The 16,298-nt window shown below is 70.8% G+C and carries 14 protein-coding genes; 8 read left to right on the forward strand and 6 right to left on the reverse strand.

What is annotated here, in order from left to right:
• Positions 1-145: 145 nt before the first annotated feature.
• The 4 genes from B2K11_RS19470 to B2K11_RS19485 form a co-directional block, all read right to left on the reverse strand.
• Entirely contained in the window at positions 146-1,336 is a 1,191-nt protein-coding gene (locus B2K11_RS19470; RefSeq protein WP_163620753.1) for a glycosyltransferase, read from the reverse strand.
• Positions 1,337-1,359: 23 nt separating this feature from the next.
• Positions 1,360-2,877, reverse strand: a complete 1,518-nt coding sequence (locus B2K11_RS19475) for a sugar transferase (RefSeq protein ID WP_163620754.1) — start codon at positions 2,875-2,877, stop codon at positions 1,360-1,362.
• Between the two features lie 178 nt (positions 2,878-3,055).
• The gene (locus B2K11_RS19480) at positions 3,056-4,252 is read right to left on the reverse strand and encodes a glycosyltransferase (RefSeq protein WP_163620755.1); all 1,197 of its coding nucleotides are present in this window, start codon (positions 4,250-4,252) and stop codon (positions 3,056-3,058) included.
• Positions 4,249-4,821: an acyltransferase gene (locus B2K11_RS19485; RefSeq protein WP_163620756.1), complete on the reverse strand. Its 573-nt coding sequence runs from the start codon at positions 4,819-4,821 to the stop codon at positions 4,249-4,251. The genes B2K11_RS19480 and B2K11_RS19485 overlap by 4 nt, the downstream gene beginning before the upstream one ends.
• Before the next feature lie 204 nt (positions 4,822-5,025).
• On the opposite strand from B2K11_RS19485, the gene B2K11_RS19490 reads away from it, so the two are divergent.
• From B2K11_RS19490 to B2K11_RS19525, 8 genes are all read left to right on the forward strand, one after another.
• Positions 5,026-6,807 (forward strand): fatty acyl-AMP ligase, encoded by a 1,782-nt coding sequence (locus tag B2K11_RS19490; protein WP_163620757.1) that lies wholly within the window; start codon positions 5,026-5,028, stop codon positions 6,805-6,807.
• Positions 6,804-8,549 carry an acyl-CoA dehydrogenase family protein gene (locus B2K11_RS19495; protein ID WP_163620758.1) on the forward strand — a complete coding sequence of 582 codons (1,746 nt, stop codon included), beginning with the start codon at positions 6,804-6,806 and terminating at the stop codon, positions 8,547-8,549. Before B2K11_RS19490 ends, B2K11_RS19495 begins: the two co-directional genes overlap by 4 nt.
• A complete protein-coding gene (locus B2K11_RS19500; RefSeq protein ID WP_163620759.1) occupies positions 8,546-9,673 on the forward strand; it encodes an acyl-CoA dehydrogenase family protein in 1,128 nt (375 codons plus the stop codon). Before B2K11_RS19495 ends, B2K11_RS19500 begins: the two co-directional genes overlap by 4 nt.
• Positions 9,674-9,692: 19 nt before the next feature.
• Complete coding sequence (locus tag B2K11_RS19505; RefSeq protein WP_163620760.1) at positions 9,693-9,947, forward strand: acyl carrier protein; 255 nt, start codon at positions 9,693-9,695, stop codon at positions 9,945-9,947.
• A complete protein-coding gene (locus tag B2K11_RS19510; RefSeq protein WP_163620761.1) occupies positions 9,934-10,635 on the forward strand; it encodes a 4'-phosphopantetheinyl transferase superfamily protein in 702 nt (233 codons plus the stop codon). The genes B2K11_RS19505 and B2K11_RS19510 overlap by 14 nt, the downstream gene beginning before the upstream one ends.
• 25 nt (positions 10,636-10,660) lie before the next feature.
• Positions 10,661-11,971, forward strand: a complete 1,311-nt coding sequence (locus B2K11_RS19515) for a UDP-glucose/GDP-mannose dehydrogenase family protein (RefSeq protein ID WP_163620762.1) — start codon at positions 10,661-10,663, stop codon at positions 11,969-11,971.
• Between the two features lie 238 nt (positions 11,972-12,209).
• Complete coding sequence (gene gmd, locus B2K11_RS19520; RefSeq protein ID WP_163620763.1) at positions 12,210-13,253, forward strand: GDP-mannose 4,6-dehydratase; 1,044 nt, start codon at positions 12,210-12,212, stop codon at positions 13,251-13,253.
• Complete coding sequence (locus B2K11_RS19525; protein ID WP_204260204.1) at positions 13,250-14,233, forward strand: GDP-L-fucose synthase; 984 nt, start codon at positions 13,250-13,252, stop codon at positions 14,231-14,233. Before gmd ends, B2K11_RS19525 begins: the two co-directional genes overlap by 4 nt.
• An 18-nt stretch (positions 14,234-14,251) precedes the next feature.
• Here B2K11_RS19525 and B2K11_RS19530 read toward each other — a convergent pair whose 3' ends face one another.
• Positions 14,252-15,046: a caspase family protein gene (locus B2K11_RS19530; RefSeq protein ID WP_163620764.1), complete on the reverse strand. Its 795-nt coding sequence runs from the start codon at positions 15,044-15,046 to the stop codon at positions 14,252-14,254.
• Positions 15,043-15,969, reverse strand: coding sequence for a hypothetical protein (locus B2K11_RS19535; protein ID WP_163620741.1), 927 nt, complete (start codon positions 15,967-15,969; stop codon positions 15,043-15,045). The genes B2K11_RS19530 and B2K11_RS19535 overlap by 4 nt, the downstream gene beginning before the upstream one ends.
• Positions 15,970-16,298: the final 329 nt, after the last annotated feature.

The following is a 16,298-nucleotide window of genomic DNA, read 5'->3' on the forward strand; positions in this document are numbered from 1 at the left end:
ACGACCGGCAGCAGGGCAGAGCGGCGCGTTTCGACTCGCTCGTTCCTCGCTCGCTCAACGACCGGCAGCAGGGCAGAGCGGCGCGTTTCGACTCGCTCGTACCTCGCTCGCTCAACGACCGGGAAAGGGCCGTGCGCGCCCTGCGTCAGGCTGAGACCCGCGCGGCGTCGGCGCGCGGGGACGCGGGCGCCGACGAAGCACGTGGGGACCCGGCATCCGTCGCGCCCTCGCCCAGCACCCACGTCCGCACCTCGGCGACGAAGCGTGAGATGTCGAACTCCGCGGCGCGTTCCCGCGCGGCAGCAGGGTCGATGCGCTCCAGGCCCGCCACCGCCGCGGCGAGCTCGACCGGGTCGTCGGGATCGACCGTGAAGCCGGTCACGCCGTCGATCACCGACTCGGCGGCGCCGCCCTCGCGATTCACGATGACGGGGCATCCTGCCGCCATCGCCTCGACGGGGATGATGCCGAAGTCCTCGACCGGCGGGAACACGAAGGCGAGCGCGCGCTGGAACAGGGCCCGCATGAGCGCGTCCGACACGAACCCCAGCATGTGCACGGGCACCGACGCCGACGCGGCGAGCGCCTGCAGGTGCTCGCGTTCGGGCCCGGTGCCGGCCACGACCACGGGCACGCCCAGCCGATCGCCCATCTGGATCACCGCGTCGTGGCGCTTGTACGGCACCAATCGCGACGCCGCCATGAGGTAGCCGCGCTCGGGGAGCGCCTCGAGCACCGCCTGCTCCTCGCCGGTGAGCGCCTCAGCCCAGTCGCCACCCTCGATGATCTCGCGCGCCTTCACGGGCGGGTGGATCACGCGCGCGTCGCGCTCCCACGAGCGGAGGATGCGCCGGCGCACGAACTCGCTGTTCGCCGCGAGATCGCCGGCGTGCACCGCCGCTGCGCGATCCACGCGCTTGAGCATGCTGCGCGCGGCGGCCAGCGCCGCGGAGCTCCCGCGCCCGTCGAGCTCGGGCTCCCACAGGTAGCGAGCGGGCGAGTGGACGTACGAGAACTTGGGCACACCGTCGCGACGCGTGCCGAAGTCGCAGTGGTGCGCGAACACATAGCTGCTCGTCAGCACCCAGTCCGGCAGCGAGCCGACCTTGGCGGCACGCCACGTCGCCGGCATGAGGGGCAGCCCCATCGCCTTGTGGCGGCGCAGCGGCGTGCGCGCCATCCACGACTCGTGCACCGAGCTGCGAGGGAACCGCTCGCCGTCGTCGCTCCACAGCGCGAACATCCGTGAGTCGGGCAGCGCCAGCCGGAAGGCGTCCAGCACCTGTTCGGCGCCACCCGAGCGCTCTATCCATTCCTGGACGATGAGACCTGGCATGTTCCTACGACCTCTCGGGTGGTTCAGTAGGCGCCGTCACGGTGCAGCACGGCTTTGGCAGTCTTCGCGAGTACGACGATGTCGCCGGTGATCGACCAGTTCTCGACGTAGTACAGATCCAGCCGCACGCTGTCCTCCCACGAGAGGTTGGAGCGGCCGTTGACCTGCCACAGCCCGGTGATCCCCGGGCGGGTGAGCAGGCGGCGACTGACCGGGCCCTCGTACTGCTCCACCTCGCTCGGCAGCGGCGGACGCGGGCCGACCAGGCTCATGTCGCCGCGCAGCACGTTCCACAGCTGCGGCAGCTCGTCGAGCGAGTACGCACGGAGGAAGCGGCCGGCGCGGGTGACCCTCGGGTCGTCCTTCAGCTTGAACAGCACGCCGTTGCCCTCGTCGAGCGCGCGCAGCTCCGCCAGCCGCGCCTCGGCGTCGACCACCATCGAGCGGAACTTGAGCATGGTGAACCGTGCGCCGTGGGCCCCGACCCGCTCCTGCCGGAAGATCACCGGACCCGGGCTGCCGAGGCGCACGGCCACCGCGATGGCGGCGAACACCGGCGCAAGCAGCAGGAGCGCCACCGTGACGACCGACACGTCGAACAGTCGTTTGACCGCATGGCTGTACCCCGAGTACTGCGGCAGGTCGACATGCACCATCGGAAGGCCGCTGATCGGCCGCATATGGATGCGTGGGCCGGCGACGTCGGTAAGCCGCGACATGAGGATCAGCTCGACCTGCGAGTTCTCGAGCTCCCATCCGAGCCGCCGGATCGCATCATTGCCGCCGGGCAGGCTCCCCGCGACGATGACCGCACGCGCCCGGCGGTTCTTCGAGACCCGCGCGACCTCGTCGAGCGGCACGAACGGCAGCACCTCGGTCGATTCCTCGACCGGGCCCGCGTGCGGCGACCCCGGCGTGCTCACCGCGATCGCGCGATAGCCGATGCGGTAATGGCTGCGCAGCTGCGACACGACGCGCAGCACGTCGTCCTGCTCGCCGACGACGATCGCGCCCGTCATGCACCGTCCCGCGCGCCTCAGCGCGTGCAGGTACGTGCGCCACACGCCGCGCCCCACGATCAGCAGCACGAGCCCCAACGGCAGCGCGATCGCCAGGTAGCCGCGCGCCGGCTGCAGCTGGAACAGGTAGGCGACGACCGCGAAGGCGCCGAAGGTGAGCAGCGTCGACTGCAGCACGCGCTGGTACTCCACCATGCCCGTGCCGGTGTTGCGCAGCAGCCTGCTGCGTGTCGCGGTGAGCGCGACCAGCCAGACCACGATGAGCGCGATGCTGATGAGCCCGTAAGCGACGTCCGCGGTCGAGACGGCACCGGCGCGAACCGGGTCGCCGAACCTCAGGAGCTGAGCGGTGAACACGGCGACCGCGATGGCGGCGGCATCCGTCGCGATCATGCCCCAGGCGAGACGGCGACGCCAGCCCAGCCTGCGCGGCTGCGGCGCGATCTCGGCGACCGTCGAGAACAACTCGACGGGAGACGCCGGTCGGGCCGTCGAACGAAGATCGAGAAAAGCAGATGACACGGGCGCACCCCCAAGAACGCAACCGACACGCATAACGAGGCCATCGGCCCCAGTGCCCGTCGATGCGATCCCCGCTCGCGAAGGCCACGCTAGCCTCGCCATCGGCCCGATGCCAGGAAGGTCACCACCTGTTTACACAGGCTTCGGGTGCGCGTGACACGCGCGAAACACCGCGGCGTCAGCAGCCGCGGGCGAGCGCGATGATCCGCTCGTGGCGAGCGGTCCACGAGTTGCCCTCGACGAAGGCGATCCTCGCGATCTCGTCGGCCGGACCGGCCCGCAGGGCGTCGTCCACCACGTCGACGAAGTCCGAGACCGCCGGCGTCAGCCACACGCGGTCACTGATGTCGCGCACCGGCGGCAGATCGATCGACAGCACAGGCAGACCCGCGGCGAGGTACTCATAGAGCTTCAGCGGGCTCATCGCCTCGGTCAGCGGCGTCCGCCGGTGCGCGACAAGGGCCAGATCGCAGTTGCGCAGGGTGGCGATGAGCTCTGCGCGGCCGACGCTGCCGTGCACGTGCACGTTGGCCAGCGCGCGCAGCGGCGCGATGTACGCCGCGTCGGGCAGCGGACCGAGCAGCACGGTGTGCACGTCGGGCCGGGCACGCGCGAAATCGGCAATCCCCTCCACGTCGAGCCGGCTGTCGAGCGTGCCGACGTACACGGCCCGCGATCGCGGCACGCGGGCGAGCCAGTCGGGCTCCGGCGGCGGCGCCTGCAGCCATTCGGCGGGCTCCACGCCGTTGGGGACCACCTCGTGGGGCCCGGTCGGCTCGATGCGCTCGAGGATCTGCGCCGAGACGGCGACCACGCTGCGGCCGGACGCCGAGATGCGACGGTACGCCTCGCGGAAGGCCGGCCAGTACTCGCTGCGGCCCGGCGAGCTCAGCCAGTCGTCGCGCGCGAAGAACGTGGTGTGACGGGTCCACTCGAAGGGCGAGAAGCCGGCGACGAGCGGGTTGCAGGTCAGCGCCACCGGTTCGCTGAGCCCGCGCCGCTGCGCCTCTCGACGCAGCGACGCGTCGTACTCCGCGTACTCGGCGGCGACCTCCGTCGCATCGAGGCGGTCTGCGCGCCTGCGGCGGGCGGGCGAATGGAGCCAGATCCGATCGGATGCCGGAAACCGGGCGTCCCGGTCGAGCACCGGCGACATCGTCACGCGGGGCAGCCAGCGGAACGGATTCGCCACCACCAAGCGGCCGACGTTCGGGCTGCGCATGAGGCTGGAGACGATGCGATCCGGCGGCCGCATCATGCCACGACGCACGGCGTCGGCGTAGGTCTCGAAGGAGAAGGTGAAGACGAAGTCGTCGGTGCCTTCGGCTGTGCTCCCGGCCGTCGTGCGGTGGAAGCGCGAGTCCGCTTCCGTCACCCGGGCACCAGCTCTCGCACCACGCGCGCCGGCGCGCCGACGGCGACCGTTCGCGGCGGGATGTCGCGCGTGACGACCGCGTTCGCGCCGACGACCGCCCCCGCCCCGATCGTGACGCCGGGCATCACCACGACGTTCTGACCGAGCCATGCGCCGCGGCAGATCCGCACCGGGCGGGGTTCGGTCAGCGGCTGGTCGCGGATCGGCACGTCGACGAGGTCGAAGCCGTGGCTGTGGTCGGAGATGTACACCCCCGCCGCGATGCCCACGGCCTCCTCTATGACGACGCTGCGCACCGCCGAGATCGACGCTCCGCGCATGCGCACGCGGTCGTGGAGCTCGATCACGGGTCCGGGCTCGTCACGCGACGGGACCATCAGCCACGAGCCCGCGCCGATGAGCACGCCGGCGCCGACCGCGATCCGGTCGGGGTTCGCGATGCGCGCGGGCAGCATGATGCGCGAGCCCGCGCCGAACGACTGGAAGCCGCCGGCCACGAGTCGGCTGTACACCGAATCCCGCACCCGCTGCACCCCCAGCAGCACCCCATACCCATTGATCCGCCCCACGCCGCTCAGATTAGCCGCCGCGATCGGCACCACGAGGAGGGTGCCGCAGAGTTAACGCGCGTGTAACAGCGACGTCGCCTGCGTCGGTCAGTCTGTACCACGAGGGTGCCGCAGTGTCGCCGCTGGATCCGTCGGCTGGTACGGCTGTGGGGAGTGGACGGAACTCGCGGGGTGCGAAGGCGTCAGGACCGAGGGGAGTCCGCGATGACCGAGAGTGAAGTGCACGTGCCACGGGCCGGGGCGCCCGCGAGGGAGGGCGGCGCGGCAGAGAGCGGGACCGAGTTCGTGCGCAGGCTGCGCCGGGCGGCGACGGATGCCGCGGGCCGCGGCATCCGCTTCTATCGCTCGCCCGTCGACGTCGGCGAGGTGTCGTATGTCGACCTCGATGCCGATGCGCGCGCCCGTGCCGTCGAGCTCGCCCGAGCCGGGCTCGCGCCCGGCGACGTCGTGATCCTCGCCTTCGAGCCGGGCCTGCCGTTCGTGCGTGCGCTGCTCGCGTGCCTCTACGCGGGCGTCGCGGCAGCCCCGGTGCCGATCACCGCGATGCGGAATGCGGATGCCGTGCGCCAGCGCCTGCTCGCGATCCTCGAGGACGCGGGGGCGAAGGCCGTGCTCACCGAGACAGGCGCCCTGGACGGACTCGGCCTCGCCGGCGAGACGTCGATCGCCGACGCCGCCGTGATCGCCGTCGACGGACCTGCCGCAGCCTCTCCGGAGGACTGGAGCATGCCCACCATCGACGAGTCGGCGCTCGCGATCCTGCAGTACACATCGGGGTCGACCGGGCTGCCGAAGGGCGTCATGGTGTCGCACGCGAACCTATACGCGAACCAGCAGGCGATCGGCGGCATCGTCGGCCTGACGGCGGAATCGATCACCGTCGGCTGGCTGCCGCACTACCACGACATGGGCCTCATCGGGCAGATCCTGCAACCCCTCTTCGCCGGCGGCACGCTGCACCTGACGTCGCCCTCGCAGTTCCTGCGCCGGCCGGTGCTGTGGCTGCGGCTGATCAGCGAGCACAAGGCGACTCACACCGTCGGACCGGACTTCGCCTTCGCCCTGTGCAGCCGTCTCGTGACGGACGAACAGCTCGCCGAACTCGATCTGTCATCGCTGCAGACCGTGATCACCGGCGCGGAGCCGGTGCGGATCGACACCCTCGACGCGTTCACCGCGCGGTTCGCCGCCGCGGGGTTCCGCGGCGAGGCCTTCGTGCCCGCATTCGGCATGGCCGAGACGACGCTGCTCATCACCGCGCATCGCGACACCGTGCCGCCACGGGCGATCGTCGTCAGCGCCGACGCGCTCGAGCGTGACCACATCTTGCCGGCGAGCCCGGGCGAGCGCACCGCCGAGCTGGTGCCGTGCGGCCGGCCCGGTGCGGGCATGGAGATCGCGATCGTCGATCCGGCCACGGCCGTGGAGCTCCGCGACGGACGCATCGGCGAGATCTGGGTGCGCGGCACGAGCGTGACGCAGGGCTACTGGCGCCGGCCGGAGGAGACGGCAGCCGAATTCGGCGCGACCCTCGCCGGTGTCGCCGACGAGGTGTACCTGCGCACCGGCGACCTCGGCGCGATGGTCGACGGCGAACTCGTCATCACCGGCCGCCTCAAAGACCTCATCATCGTCCGCGGGCGCAATATCTACCCCCAGGACCTCGAGCACAGCGCGGCGGAGCTGCTGGGCGCAGGATGCCTCAGCGCGGCGTTCGAGCGCCCGGGCGTGGCTCCCGAGGTGGGCATCGTCGCCGAGGTGGACCCCTCGGCGACCGCCGAGGACCTCGACGCACTCGCCACGGCGCTGCGCGCGCGGGTGGCGACGGAGTTCACGCTGCCCGCCCTGGGCGTGGCGCTGATCCGCAAGGGCACGCTGCCGCGCACCACCAGCGGCAAGGTGCAGCGCGCACTCACGCGCCGGCTTCTCCACCAGCAGCGACTGCAGCTCGTCCACCTCGACGGGTTCGAAACGGTCCCGGCATGACCGCGGTCGCCACCGGCGCGGACGCCGGCACGCTCGCCCCCGTGCGCGCGTTCGACGCGTTCCTCGGGGACCCCGCCGATGACGAGGCGGTCGTCTCGACGAGGCGATCGGTGCTGCTCGACGAGAGGTCGGCCTTTCCGGAGGACGAGATCGCGGCCGTCACCGCGTTCGGGCTGCAGCAGTGGTACGTACCCGAGGCGCACGGCGGCATGCTGGGCGACGCCCTCGTGCCGCTGCTGATGATCCGACACCTCGCGCGGCGCGATTTCACCGTCGCCGCCGTGCACGGCAAGACCTTCCTCGGCGCGATCTGCGCCTGGGTCGCGGGCGGCGAGATCGCGACCCGCATGGCGGGCGTCGTCGACACCGGACGCCCCGTGTCGTGGGGACTGACCGAACGCGGCCGCGGCTCGGACCTGTCGCGGTCGGCGACGTCCGCGCAGATCGGCACCGGCACCGTACGCGTCGACGGCGGGAAGTGGCCGATCAACAACGCCGTCCGCTGCCGGGCGATGACCGTGCTCGCCCGCTCCGACGAACGGCCAGGTCCCCGCTCGCTGTCGCTCGTGCTGGTCGACAAGGAAGAGGCCGACCCCGCCACGATCGGGTACGAAGCCAAGGTCGCCTCGCACGGCCTGCGCGGCGCCAACCTCGCCGGCATCCGGTTCGAAGGATCCGTCGTCGGCGCGGACGCCCTCGTCGGCCCCGCCGGGCACGGACTCGAGATCGTGCTGAAGAGCCTGCAGCTGACCCGCCCGTTCACGACCGGCCTGTCGCTGGGAGCCGTCGACCGGGCGCTGCAGACCGCGCTCGATGCCGCCTCCGTGCCGGACGGCGTGCGCGGTCGGCTCCTCGACGCGCCCGCGTCCCGGCGTGCACTGGGAGTCGCCGTCGCCGACGCGCTCCTGGTCGAGTGCCTGATGCTGGTCGGCGTGCGTTCTGCGCACGCCGTGCCCGGCGAGATGGCGCTCGTGAGCGCGCTGGTGAAGTTCCTCGGCCCCGACACTGCCGACCTGCTCTTCCGCGACCTCACCCGTCTGCTGGGCCCGCAAGCGCTCATCGTCGGCTCGGAGGGCTCGGGCGGGCTGCATCCGTCCGCCTTCGGCGCGTTCCAGAAGGCCGCGCGCGACAGCCGCGTCGTCGGGATCTTCGACGGCAACTCGGTGGTCAACCTCAACATGATCGTCAACGAGCTGCCGAACCAGCTGCGTCCGGCAGCACCGCCGCCGCTGCCGGAGGTGCTCGCGCCGCTCCGCGCGGACGTGGAGCACGACGCGCTCGACACGGCGTCGCTGCGCCTGGTCACCCGGCACGGCTCCCGGCTGCTGCGTTCGCTGCCGGCGCTCGTCGACGCGGTGGACGACGGTCGCACGTCCCGCGCCGCGGTCGATGCGGCGCGCTGGATCCGCGACGAATACACCGCGCTGCTCGCCGAGGCCGGCGACCTGCCCCGGCAGTCGCAGCCCGATCCGCTCGCCTTCCACCTCGCCGAACGATTCGCGCTCATCTTCGGTGCCGCGTGCGCCTTGGCCGTCCATCTCGCACGGTTGGGCGCGATCCCGGGTCCGCTGGGGGAGAGCGACGCCTGGCTCGCGGCCGCGCTGCAGCGGGTGGCGAACCGGCTCGGGGCGGACACCGTCGACACCGCGGTCGCGGACGCGCTCCTCGACGCCGCGCTGCGCGCGCACGCCGGTGGAAGCGGCGCCGTCACGCTGCTGCCCTCGTGGACGGAGCGATCGTGAGCATCGCGGAGAGCGTGGAGCACGCGCGTCCCGCCTTCGGGCGCGACGTCTCGGCAGGACTCGATGCACTCGAGCCGCTCATCGGGCGCCTCACCGTCGGGGGTACCGCCGTCGGGGGTACAGCGCCCGCTGAGGGCCATCTGGTGACGAGCGCGCTGCGGACCTACCGGTTCGACACGACGGCACAGCCGGCATCCGGCATCGTCCCGGTGGCTGTCGTGCCGGGGTCCGGGTTCGCCCGGGTCATCGCGATCCGGGCCGCGGTGCCTGCGGCGGCGCTCGGAGCGCTCGACGCCGCGCTGAGCGAGTGCGTCCACTACTCCCAGAGCCGTCAGCTCTACGGCGGGACCGTGCTCGACATCCCGCATGCCCGCTCGCTGCTGGCGGCGGCTCTGGCCGACGCCCTGACTGCCGACGCGCTCAGCAGCGCCGCCGTGTGCCTGGCGGACGCGCACGCGCCCGCGGCCGCCATCGCGGTCGCGCTGAGCGCCCACCTGACCTGCCTGCTGCTGGCAGAGGCGGCCCAGCAGGTGTCGGTGCTCGCCGGCTCGACGTTCTATGCGCGGATCGCGCCGTTCGAGCTCATCGAGCAGCATGTGCGCGACCTCTCCGCACTTTCCATCCTCGTACCGGACCTCGCCGACGCACTGCCGTCGGCGGCCGCCGCAGTGGACGCGTGGTGCGGTGACACGGGTGCCACGGCGCCGCGCGCGCTCCTTCAGCCGGCCGTCGCCGCGGCGATCGCGTCCGACGCGCCCGGCGCCGTCGAGGTGCATGCCGATCTCGCGGCCGCTGCCGAGGCTGCTGTCGCCGCCGTGGAAGCGGGCGGGCATGGGACGGCGGACCCGCACCAGATGCTCGAGCTCGCCCATTGCGTCGCGCTGCTCACCGCGGCCGCAGCCGTCATCAACGGCTGGAGGCAGGCGCGCGGCTCGGAGGCGATCGCGGCCGACCCCCTCGCGATGGAGGCGTGTCTCCGACGCATCCGTGGACGTGTGGTGCGACGACAGCCTCCGCTTCCCACCGACCTCGTGGCGCGGCTCGTCGCGCACGCCGAAGCACGCGCCGCCAGCGGCGAGGAGATGGCGATCGGCCCCGCACGCGCGACAGTGGCGCCACTGTGACCACCGAAAGGACGACACCATGCCCACACAACTGACCGCCACCGAGATCGAGCAGTGGCTCGTCGGACGCGTCGTCGCCTACGGCAAGATGCAGGCCGACGACTTCACCGTCGACACGCCGCTCGCCGAACTCGGGCTCGACTCGGTCTACGCCCTCACGCTCTGCGGAGACATCGAGGACGAGTTCGAGCTCGAGGTCGACCCGACCATCGTGTGGGACCACCCCACCATTCGCGAGCTCGCCGAGGGAATCCGCCAGCGTGTCGACGAATGACCCCGCGACCGGCGCGCGTCGAAGCCTCGTCTCGGCGCGAGGGGTGCACGTCGTGATGGGTCGCATTCCCGCGCGCGACGACCTCGATCACGACCCCGAGGACGCCGCGCACCTGCTCGGGGCGGATGCCGCAGCCCTCGGTTCGCTACCCGAATCACGACTCCCGTCGTACCTGACCGCGAGGAGGTGGGTGCGCGACATCGTCACCGTGCGCCTGCGGCGCGCCTGGCGGGGGTTCGAGGCGACTCCGCGCGGCGTCAAGCCGCGACTCGAGGGCTCGACGCTGGACGTCAGCATCGCCCACGCGGGTGACCGGCTCGTGGTCGGCGTCGTCGAGCACGGCCTCATCGGAGTGGACATCGAGCTCGTCGCGCCGGTGTTCGACCAGCCGGCGCTGGTGCGGCGCCTCTGCACGCCGGCGGAGCGCCGCCACGCCGACGGCCTGGAGGCAGCAGGCCGGAGGGCCTGGCTCACCCAGCTGTGGGCGGTGAAGGAGTCCTACGCCAAGGCGGTCGGTGCGGGTCTCGCACTGGATTTCCGCCAGCTCGCGGTCGCCGACCTGCGTCGCAACGACGCCGTTCGCGGTGTGCTGACTCCTGCATCGGGAGTTCCTCATGCGAGGATCGCTGTCAGCTGGGTCGCTGCTGCCCCTTCCCGTCCCCCGTCGTCCGTCCGGACGACGGCCTAGTCCCATCCCTGGAAGGGGCACTGTCATGCGCTTGTCTGTCATCGGCTGCGGCTACCTCGGAGCCGTGCATGCGGCCGCTATGGCGTCCATCGGTCACGACGTGGTCGGCATCGACGTCGATCGGCGGAAGGTCGACGCCCTCTCACGCGGCGAGGCTCCCTTCTTCGAGCCCGACCTGCAGGAACTGCTCACGGCCGGCGTCGAGTCGGGCCGCCTGAAGTTCACGACCGACATGGCCGAGGCCGCCGGCGCGACAGTGCACTTCATCGGCGTCGGCACCCCGCAGCAGAAGGACGGCTACGCCGCCGACCTCACCTACGTGAACGCGGCGGTCGACGGCCTGCTCCCCTATCTGTCTGCCGGCGACGTCGTCGCAGGCAAGTCGACGGTGCCCGTAGGCACGGCGGCAGACCTCGCGCCGCGCATCGAGGCGACCGGCGCGACGCTGGTCTGGAACCCCGAATTCCTGCGCGAGGGCTACGCCGTCAAGGACACGATCGATCCGGATCGCCTCGTGGTGGGCGTCGACCCCGGCGACGACGGCGAACGGGCCGCCGACATCCTGCGCGAGGTCTACCACCCGGCCGTCGCGAAGAGCACACCGTTCATCGTCACCGACCGCGCCACCGCCGAGCTCGTCAAGGTCGCCGCCAACGCCTTCCTCGCCACCAAGATCTCGTTCATCAACGCGATGGCCGAGATCGCCGAGGTCACCGGAGCCGACGTCACCCAGCTGGCCGACGCGATCGGGCACGACGTGCGGATCGGCCGCCGCTTCCTCGGCGCCGGCATCGGGTTCGGCGGCGGCTGCCTGCCGAAGGACATCCGCGCGTTCTCCGCCCGCGCCGAGGAGCTCGGCCGCGGCGAATCCGTCGCCTTCCTCCGCGAGGTCGACGCGATCAACCTCCGCCGCCGCGACCGCGCGGTCGATCTCGTCATCAACGCGTTCGGCGGCTCGGTGTTCAAGAAGAACGTCACCCTGCTCGGCGCCGCCTTCAAGCCCTACAGCGACGACATCCGCGACTCCCCCGCCCTCGATGTCGCCATCCGCCTGCACGGCCTCGGAGCCTGGGTCACCATCACCGACCCCGCCGCCATCGAGAACGCCCAGCGCCTGCACCCGCAGCTGAACTACGTCGCCGACCGCGACGAAGCGCTCCGTGAGGCCGACGCCATCGTGCTCGTCACCGAATGGGACGAGTACCGCCGCGATCTGACCCCCGAACACGCGTCGTCGCTCACATCGGGCCGCGTCGTCATCGACGGACGCAACGGATGGGATGCCGCCGCCTGGCGCGCCGCCGGGTGGACGTACTACGGCATGGGACGCCCGTAGCACCCAGGCAGCGTCGCTCTCGCGACCGCCGCTGGGGCGAGCGCCCAGGCGACGGTCGCGAGAGCGCCTGACGAGAGGCCTATTCTCGCCGCGCGGACTGCGGTATCGTCGCACTGTTCTCGACGATGGGACAGCTCCCGACAGGTTCACCGAGCCTGGCTGCCGGCGTCGCGGATTCCGTGACTTGCGCGGAGACCGCCGTACGGCCTCCGCGAGTCGCTGGGGGACGGAGTACGACGTGAAGCGTGCACTCATCACCGGTATCACCGGTCAGGACGGCTCTTACCTCGCCGAGCTGCTGCTCGGAAAGGGCTACGAGGTCCACGGTCTCATACGCCGTGCGTCGACCTTCAACACGCATCGCATCGACCATCTCTACGTCGATCCGCACGACCCGAGCGCCAGGCTGTTCCTTCACTATGGGGATCTCAGCGACGGGGCGGGCCTGGTGACTCTGCTCATGAAGATCCATCCGGACGAGGTCTACAACCTGGCTGCTCAGTCACATGTGAGGGTGTCGTTCGATGAGCCCGTGCATACCGCCGACACCACGGGCATCGGCACGATCCGTCTGCTCGAAGCGGTGCGGCTTTCGGGCATCGACACGAAGTTCTACCAGGCCTCCACGTCTGAGCTCTACGGAGCCACCCCTCCACCCCAGAACGAGGAGTCGCCTTTCTATCCACGCTCGCCCTACGCCGCGGCCAAGCTCTACAGCTTCTGGATCACGAAGAACTACCGGGAGGCCTACGACCTGTTCGCGGTGAACGGCATCCTCTTCAATCACGAGTCACCGCGTCGTGGCGAAACCTTCGTCACGCGCAAGATCACCCGCGCGGTCGCCAGGATCCAAGCGGGCGAGCAGAAGGATCTCTATCTCGGCAATCTGGACTCCATCAGAGACTGGGGGTATGCGGCGGAGTACGTCGAAGGGATGTGGCGGATGCTGCAGGTCGAAGAGCCGGAGGACTTCGTGCTCGCCACGGGCATCGGCTACACGATCCGAGACTTCCTCGAGGCGGCATTCGGCCACGTCGGCCTGGACTGGCAGCAGTTCGTCAAATTCGACGAGCGGTACCTGCGACCGACAGAGGTGGATGCACTCATCGGCGACCCCACGAAGGCCCACGACAAGCTCGGCTGGAAGACCTCACTGGACGGAATCTCCGTCGCCGAGTTGATGGTCGACGCCGATGTGGAGGCGCTGGACAAGCGCCCGGAGTGGATCGACTCCGTCAACCTGGTCTCCTGGACATCCGAGCCATCACTGGTCGGCAAGTGACGACAGCGACAGACACCGTGCAGTACGTCCCGGCGCAGCTCGACCGGGACGCCACCTTCTACGTGGCAGGCCATCGCGGGCTCGTGGGTTCAGCCATCGTCCGGAGGCTGAAAGGCGAGGGCTTCACCGACGTCGTCGGCAAGAGGTCGGCCGAACTCGACCTGAAGAACCGTGACGCGGTCTTCGCCTACATGTCCGACATCAAGCCGCGATACCTCGTGCTCGCCGCGGCGAAGGTCGGCGGCATCCTTGCGAACAGCACCTACCCGGTCGACTTCCTCAGCGACAATCTCCGCATCCAGTCGAACGTGCTCGACGCGGCACTAGCGAACGACGTCGAACGAGTCGCCTTCCTCGGGTCGTCGTGCATCTACCCGAAGTTCGCGGAGCAGCCGATCCGCGAGGACTCCTTGCTCACCGGGCACCTCGAGCCCACCAACGACGCCTATGCGATCGCGAAGATCGCCGGCATCCTGAACGTGCAGGCGGTGCGACGCCAGTACGGGCTGCCGTGGATCTCTGCGATGCCCACCAACCTGTACGGGCCGAACGACAACTTCTCCCCGCAGGGCTCGCACGTGCTGCCCGCGCTGATCCGCCGCTACGACGAGGCCGCCAAGTCCGGCGCGGCCGCAGTGACGAACTGGGGCACCGGCACGCCCCGCCGCGAATTCCTGCATTCGGACGACATGGCGGATGCCGTGCTCCACCTGCTGGAGCACTATGACGGGCCCGAGCAGGTCAACGTCGGCACCGGCTCGGACGTCACCATCCGCGAGATCGCCGAGACCATCGCCGGCGTGGTCGGCTTCGAGGGCGAGACTGAGTGGGACACCAGCAAGCCCGATGGCACCCCGCAGAAGCTGCTCGACGTCTCCAAGCTCGCCGACGCCGGCTGGACGTCGAAGATCAGCCTCGCAGACGGCCTGGACCGCACCGTCGCCTGGTACCGCGACCACATCGACGACATCCGCGTGTAGTCGGGGGGCCCAAAGGCCTCACGCTGTGAAAGGTCGGGCGAGCTGAATCGTCTGTTGAGGATCGATGATCCTCAACACAGCTGTCTGCGTCATCGTCTGATTCACGAACGGAGCCGCGTAGACGAACCAGGCCTCGTAACTGGCGCGGTTCGGCGGCGACGCCCACGCCTGCGCGAGCTCGCGTGTGAGCACGCCCTGCACCCGGCCGCCGATGGAGAACTCGCGGGCAAGCTGAGCATCCATCGACGCAGAGATGATGAGCCGACGGGGGCCATCGCTCACCGTTTCGCGAACGATGACGGGGTCGGGAACGAACAGGCCTCGCACGATCGTCTCCGAATGGCAGGAGTCGACGATGATGGTGGCCGTGAGATCGCGGCGCGCGGCGCGCCAGAACGGCACCCACCAGTCGTCGATGAGAGGCAGGTCGGCGAGGGCGAACAATTCGTCCAGGCGGTCGGGCTCGCTGGCATCCCATGTCTGCACCTGGAATCCGTGCCCCACGAGGACGATCACGAGCGCGGAGCAGCTGCAGGGCGTATCGGGACGAACATGCCTCTCGAGCTCGGCGGTGACGCTCGCCAGCGTTGCTTCTTCCGTCCCCTCGAGGCGCGAGATGACGGCGTCCGGCACCTCGTCCACGATCATCCGGGTGTAGGTGTCGAGGTCCTCGTGCACGCCGCCCAGCGTCGCGAATCTGTAGTCGCTGTCGAGGAACGGCTCCGATGCCGCGACGAAAGTGGCGAGCTGATCCGACCATCGCACCGGCGCCGGTTCGGCGACGCCGATCAGCACCGCATGCACCTCGCTCATGGCTCGTCGTCGCCCGTCTGTTCTGGCTCCTCGGTCTGGGTCGTCGCTGCAGGATCCGGAACGAGCTGATCGACGGTGAGAGCCGCCAGTCCGAGCACGATGAGCAGCACGCCGATGACGAAGGCGGCGATGGTGCCGCGCACCTTGCTCAGAGCTGCGGCGAGCTTCTCGACATCAGCGATGCTCATTCCAAGTCCACCGCCGGCGCCCCGAAAGCCGCCTTCGGCGAGAGCGACGCGAGCCCGCTGTCGGCCTCTCGCCTCGAGCAGTGCCATCCAGACCCCCGCCAGGATCGCGATGACACCCACCGCCAAAGCGATCGTGCTCGCCGCGGCGACGACCCTGTCGGTGATGTCGGTCGCCTCGTCGGCGAGACCTCCCATCGGCAGGATCCACAGCAGCATCCAGGCCGCCAGTCCGGCGAACAGGTACGCGAGCCCACGGAAGACGGCACCCGTGCGCCGGGCGAAGTCGGCGTCGTACTCGCCCACGGCCACTTCGGCGGGTCCTGCGACGCCTCCCGCGCCGTTTCCCGGAGGTGCCGGGGACGGCGCCCCGACCGTCACTCTCATCGCCGGAGACATGACCGCGTCCGCTCCCTCGCCGGCGGTCGCGTACACATCGTTGGCCGGCTGTGTCGCGAAGGTGACGTTCGCGACCCACTCGGTCGCACGGGCTGCCCGCTCCGCATTCACGAAGGTCGCCTCGATCGGTACGCTGCCCGACTTCAGAGCAGGCGCGGTGATCGGGAGCGTCGAGCTGACGGTGAACCGAACGGCCACCCCCGGCGCCACTGCCGTCAACGGCAGCGGCGCCGTCACCGGCGGCTTCGGCGGGACGACGGCAGACAGCGTCAGCGTCGGCTTGGCGGGCGTCGGCGCGGGAGCCGGCGCAGGCGCGGGGGGCGGTGGTGCGGAAGCCATCGCACCGCCATCCTCGCCGATCACCGCGGCCGGCCCGGACGCCGCCGTCGCAGGCTCTGACGACGCCGGACCAGTCGACGGGACAGCAGCCGCGCCCCCTGCGCTCGCACTCGTGGGCGCGTGGTCATCAGCCGCCGCCAGCGGCGCATCTCCGAGCTCGGGTTTCGAGCCCACCGCCGATTCTGGCGCCGCCGCCGCGGCCGCCGTCGGCTCGTCGTGGTGTGCGTTGTCCATGATCCCCCCCCCCCCCCCCCCCCCCCCGCCACTCGTCCCCCCCGCCCCCCCCCCCCCCCCACCCCCCCCCCCACACACCCCCACATCCCCACCCC

Source organism: Microbacterium sp. B35-30 (assembly GCF_010634855.1).
Taxonomy (GTDB): Bacteria; Actinomycetota; Actinomycetes; order Actinomycetales; family Microbacteriaceae; genus Microbacterium.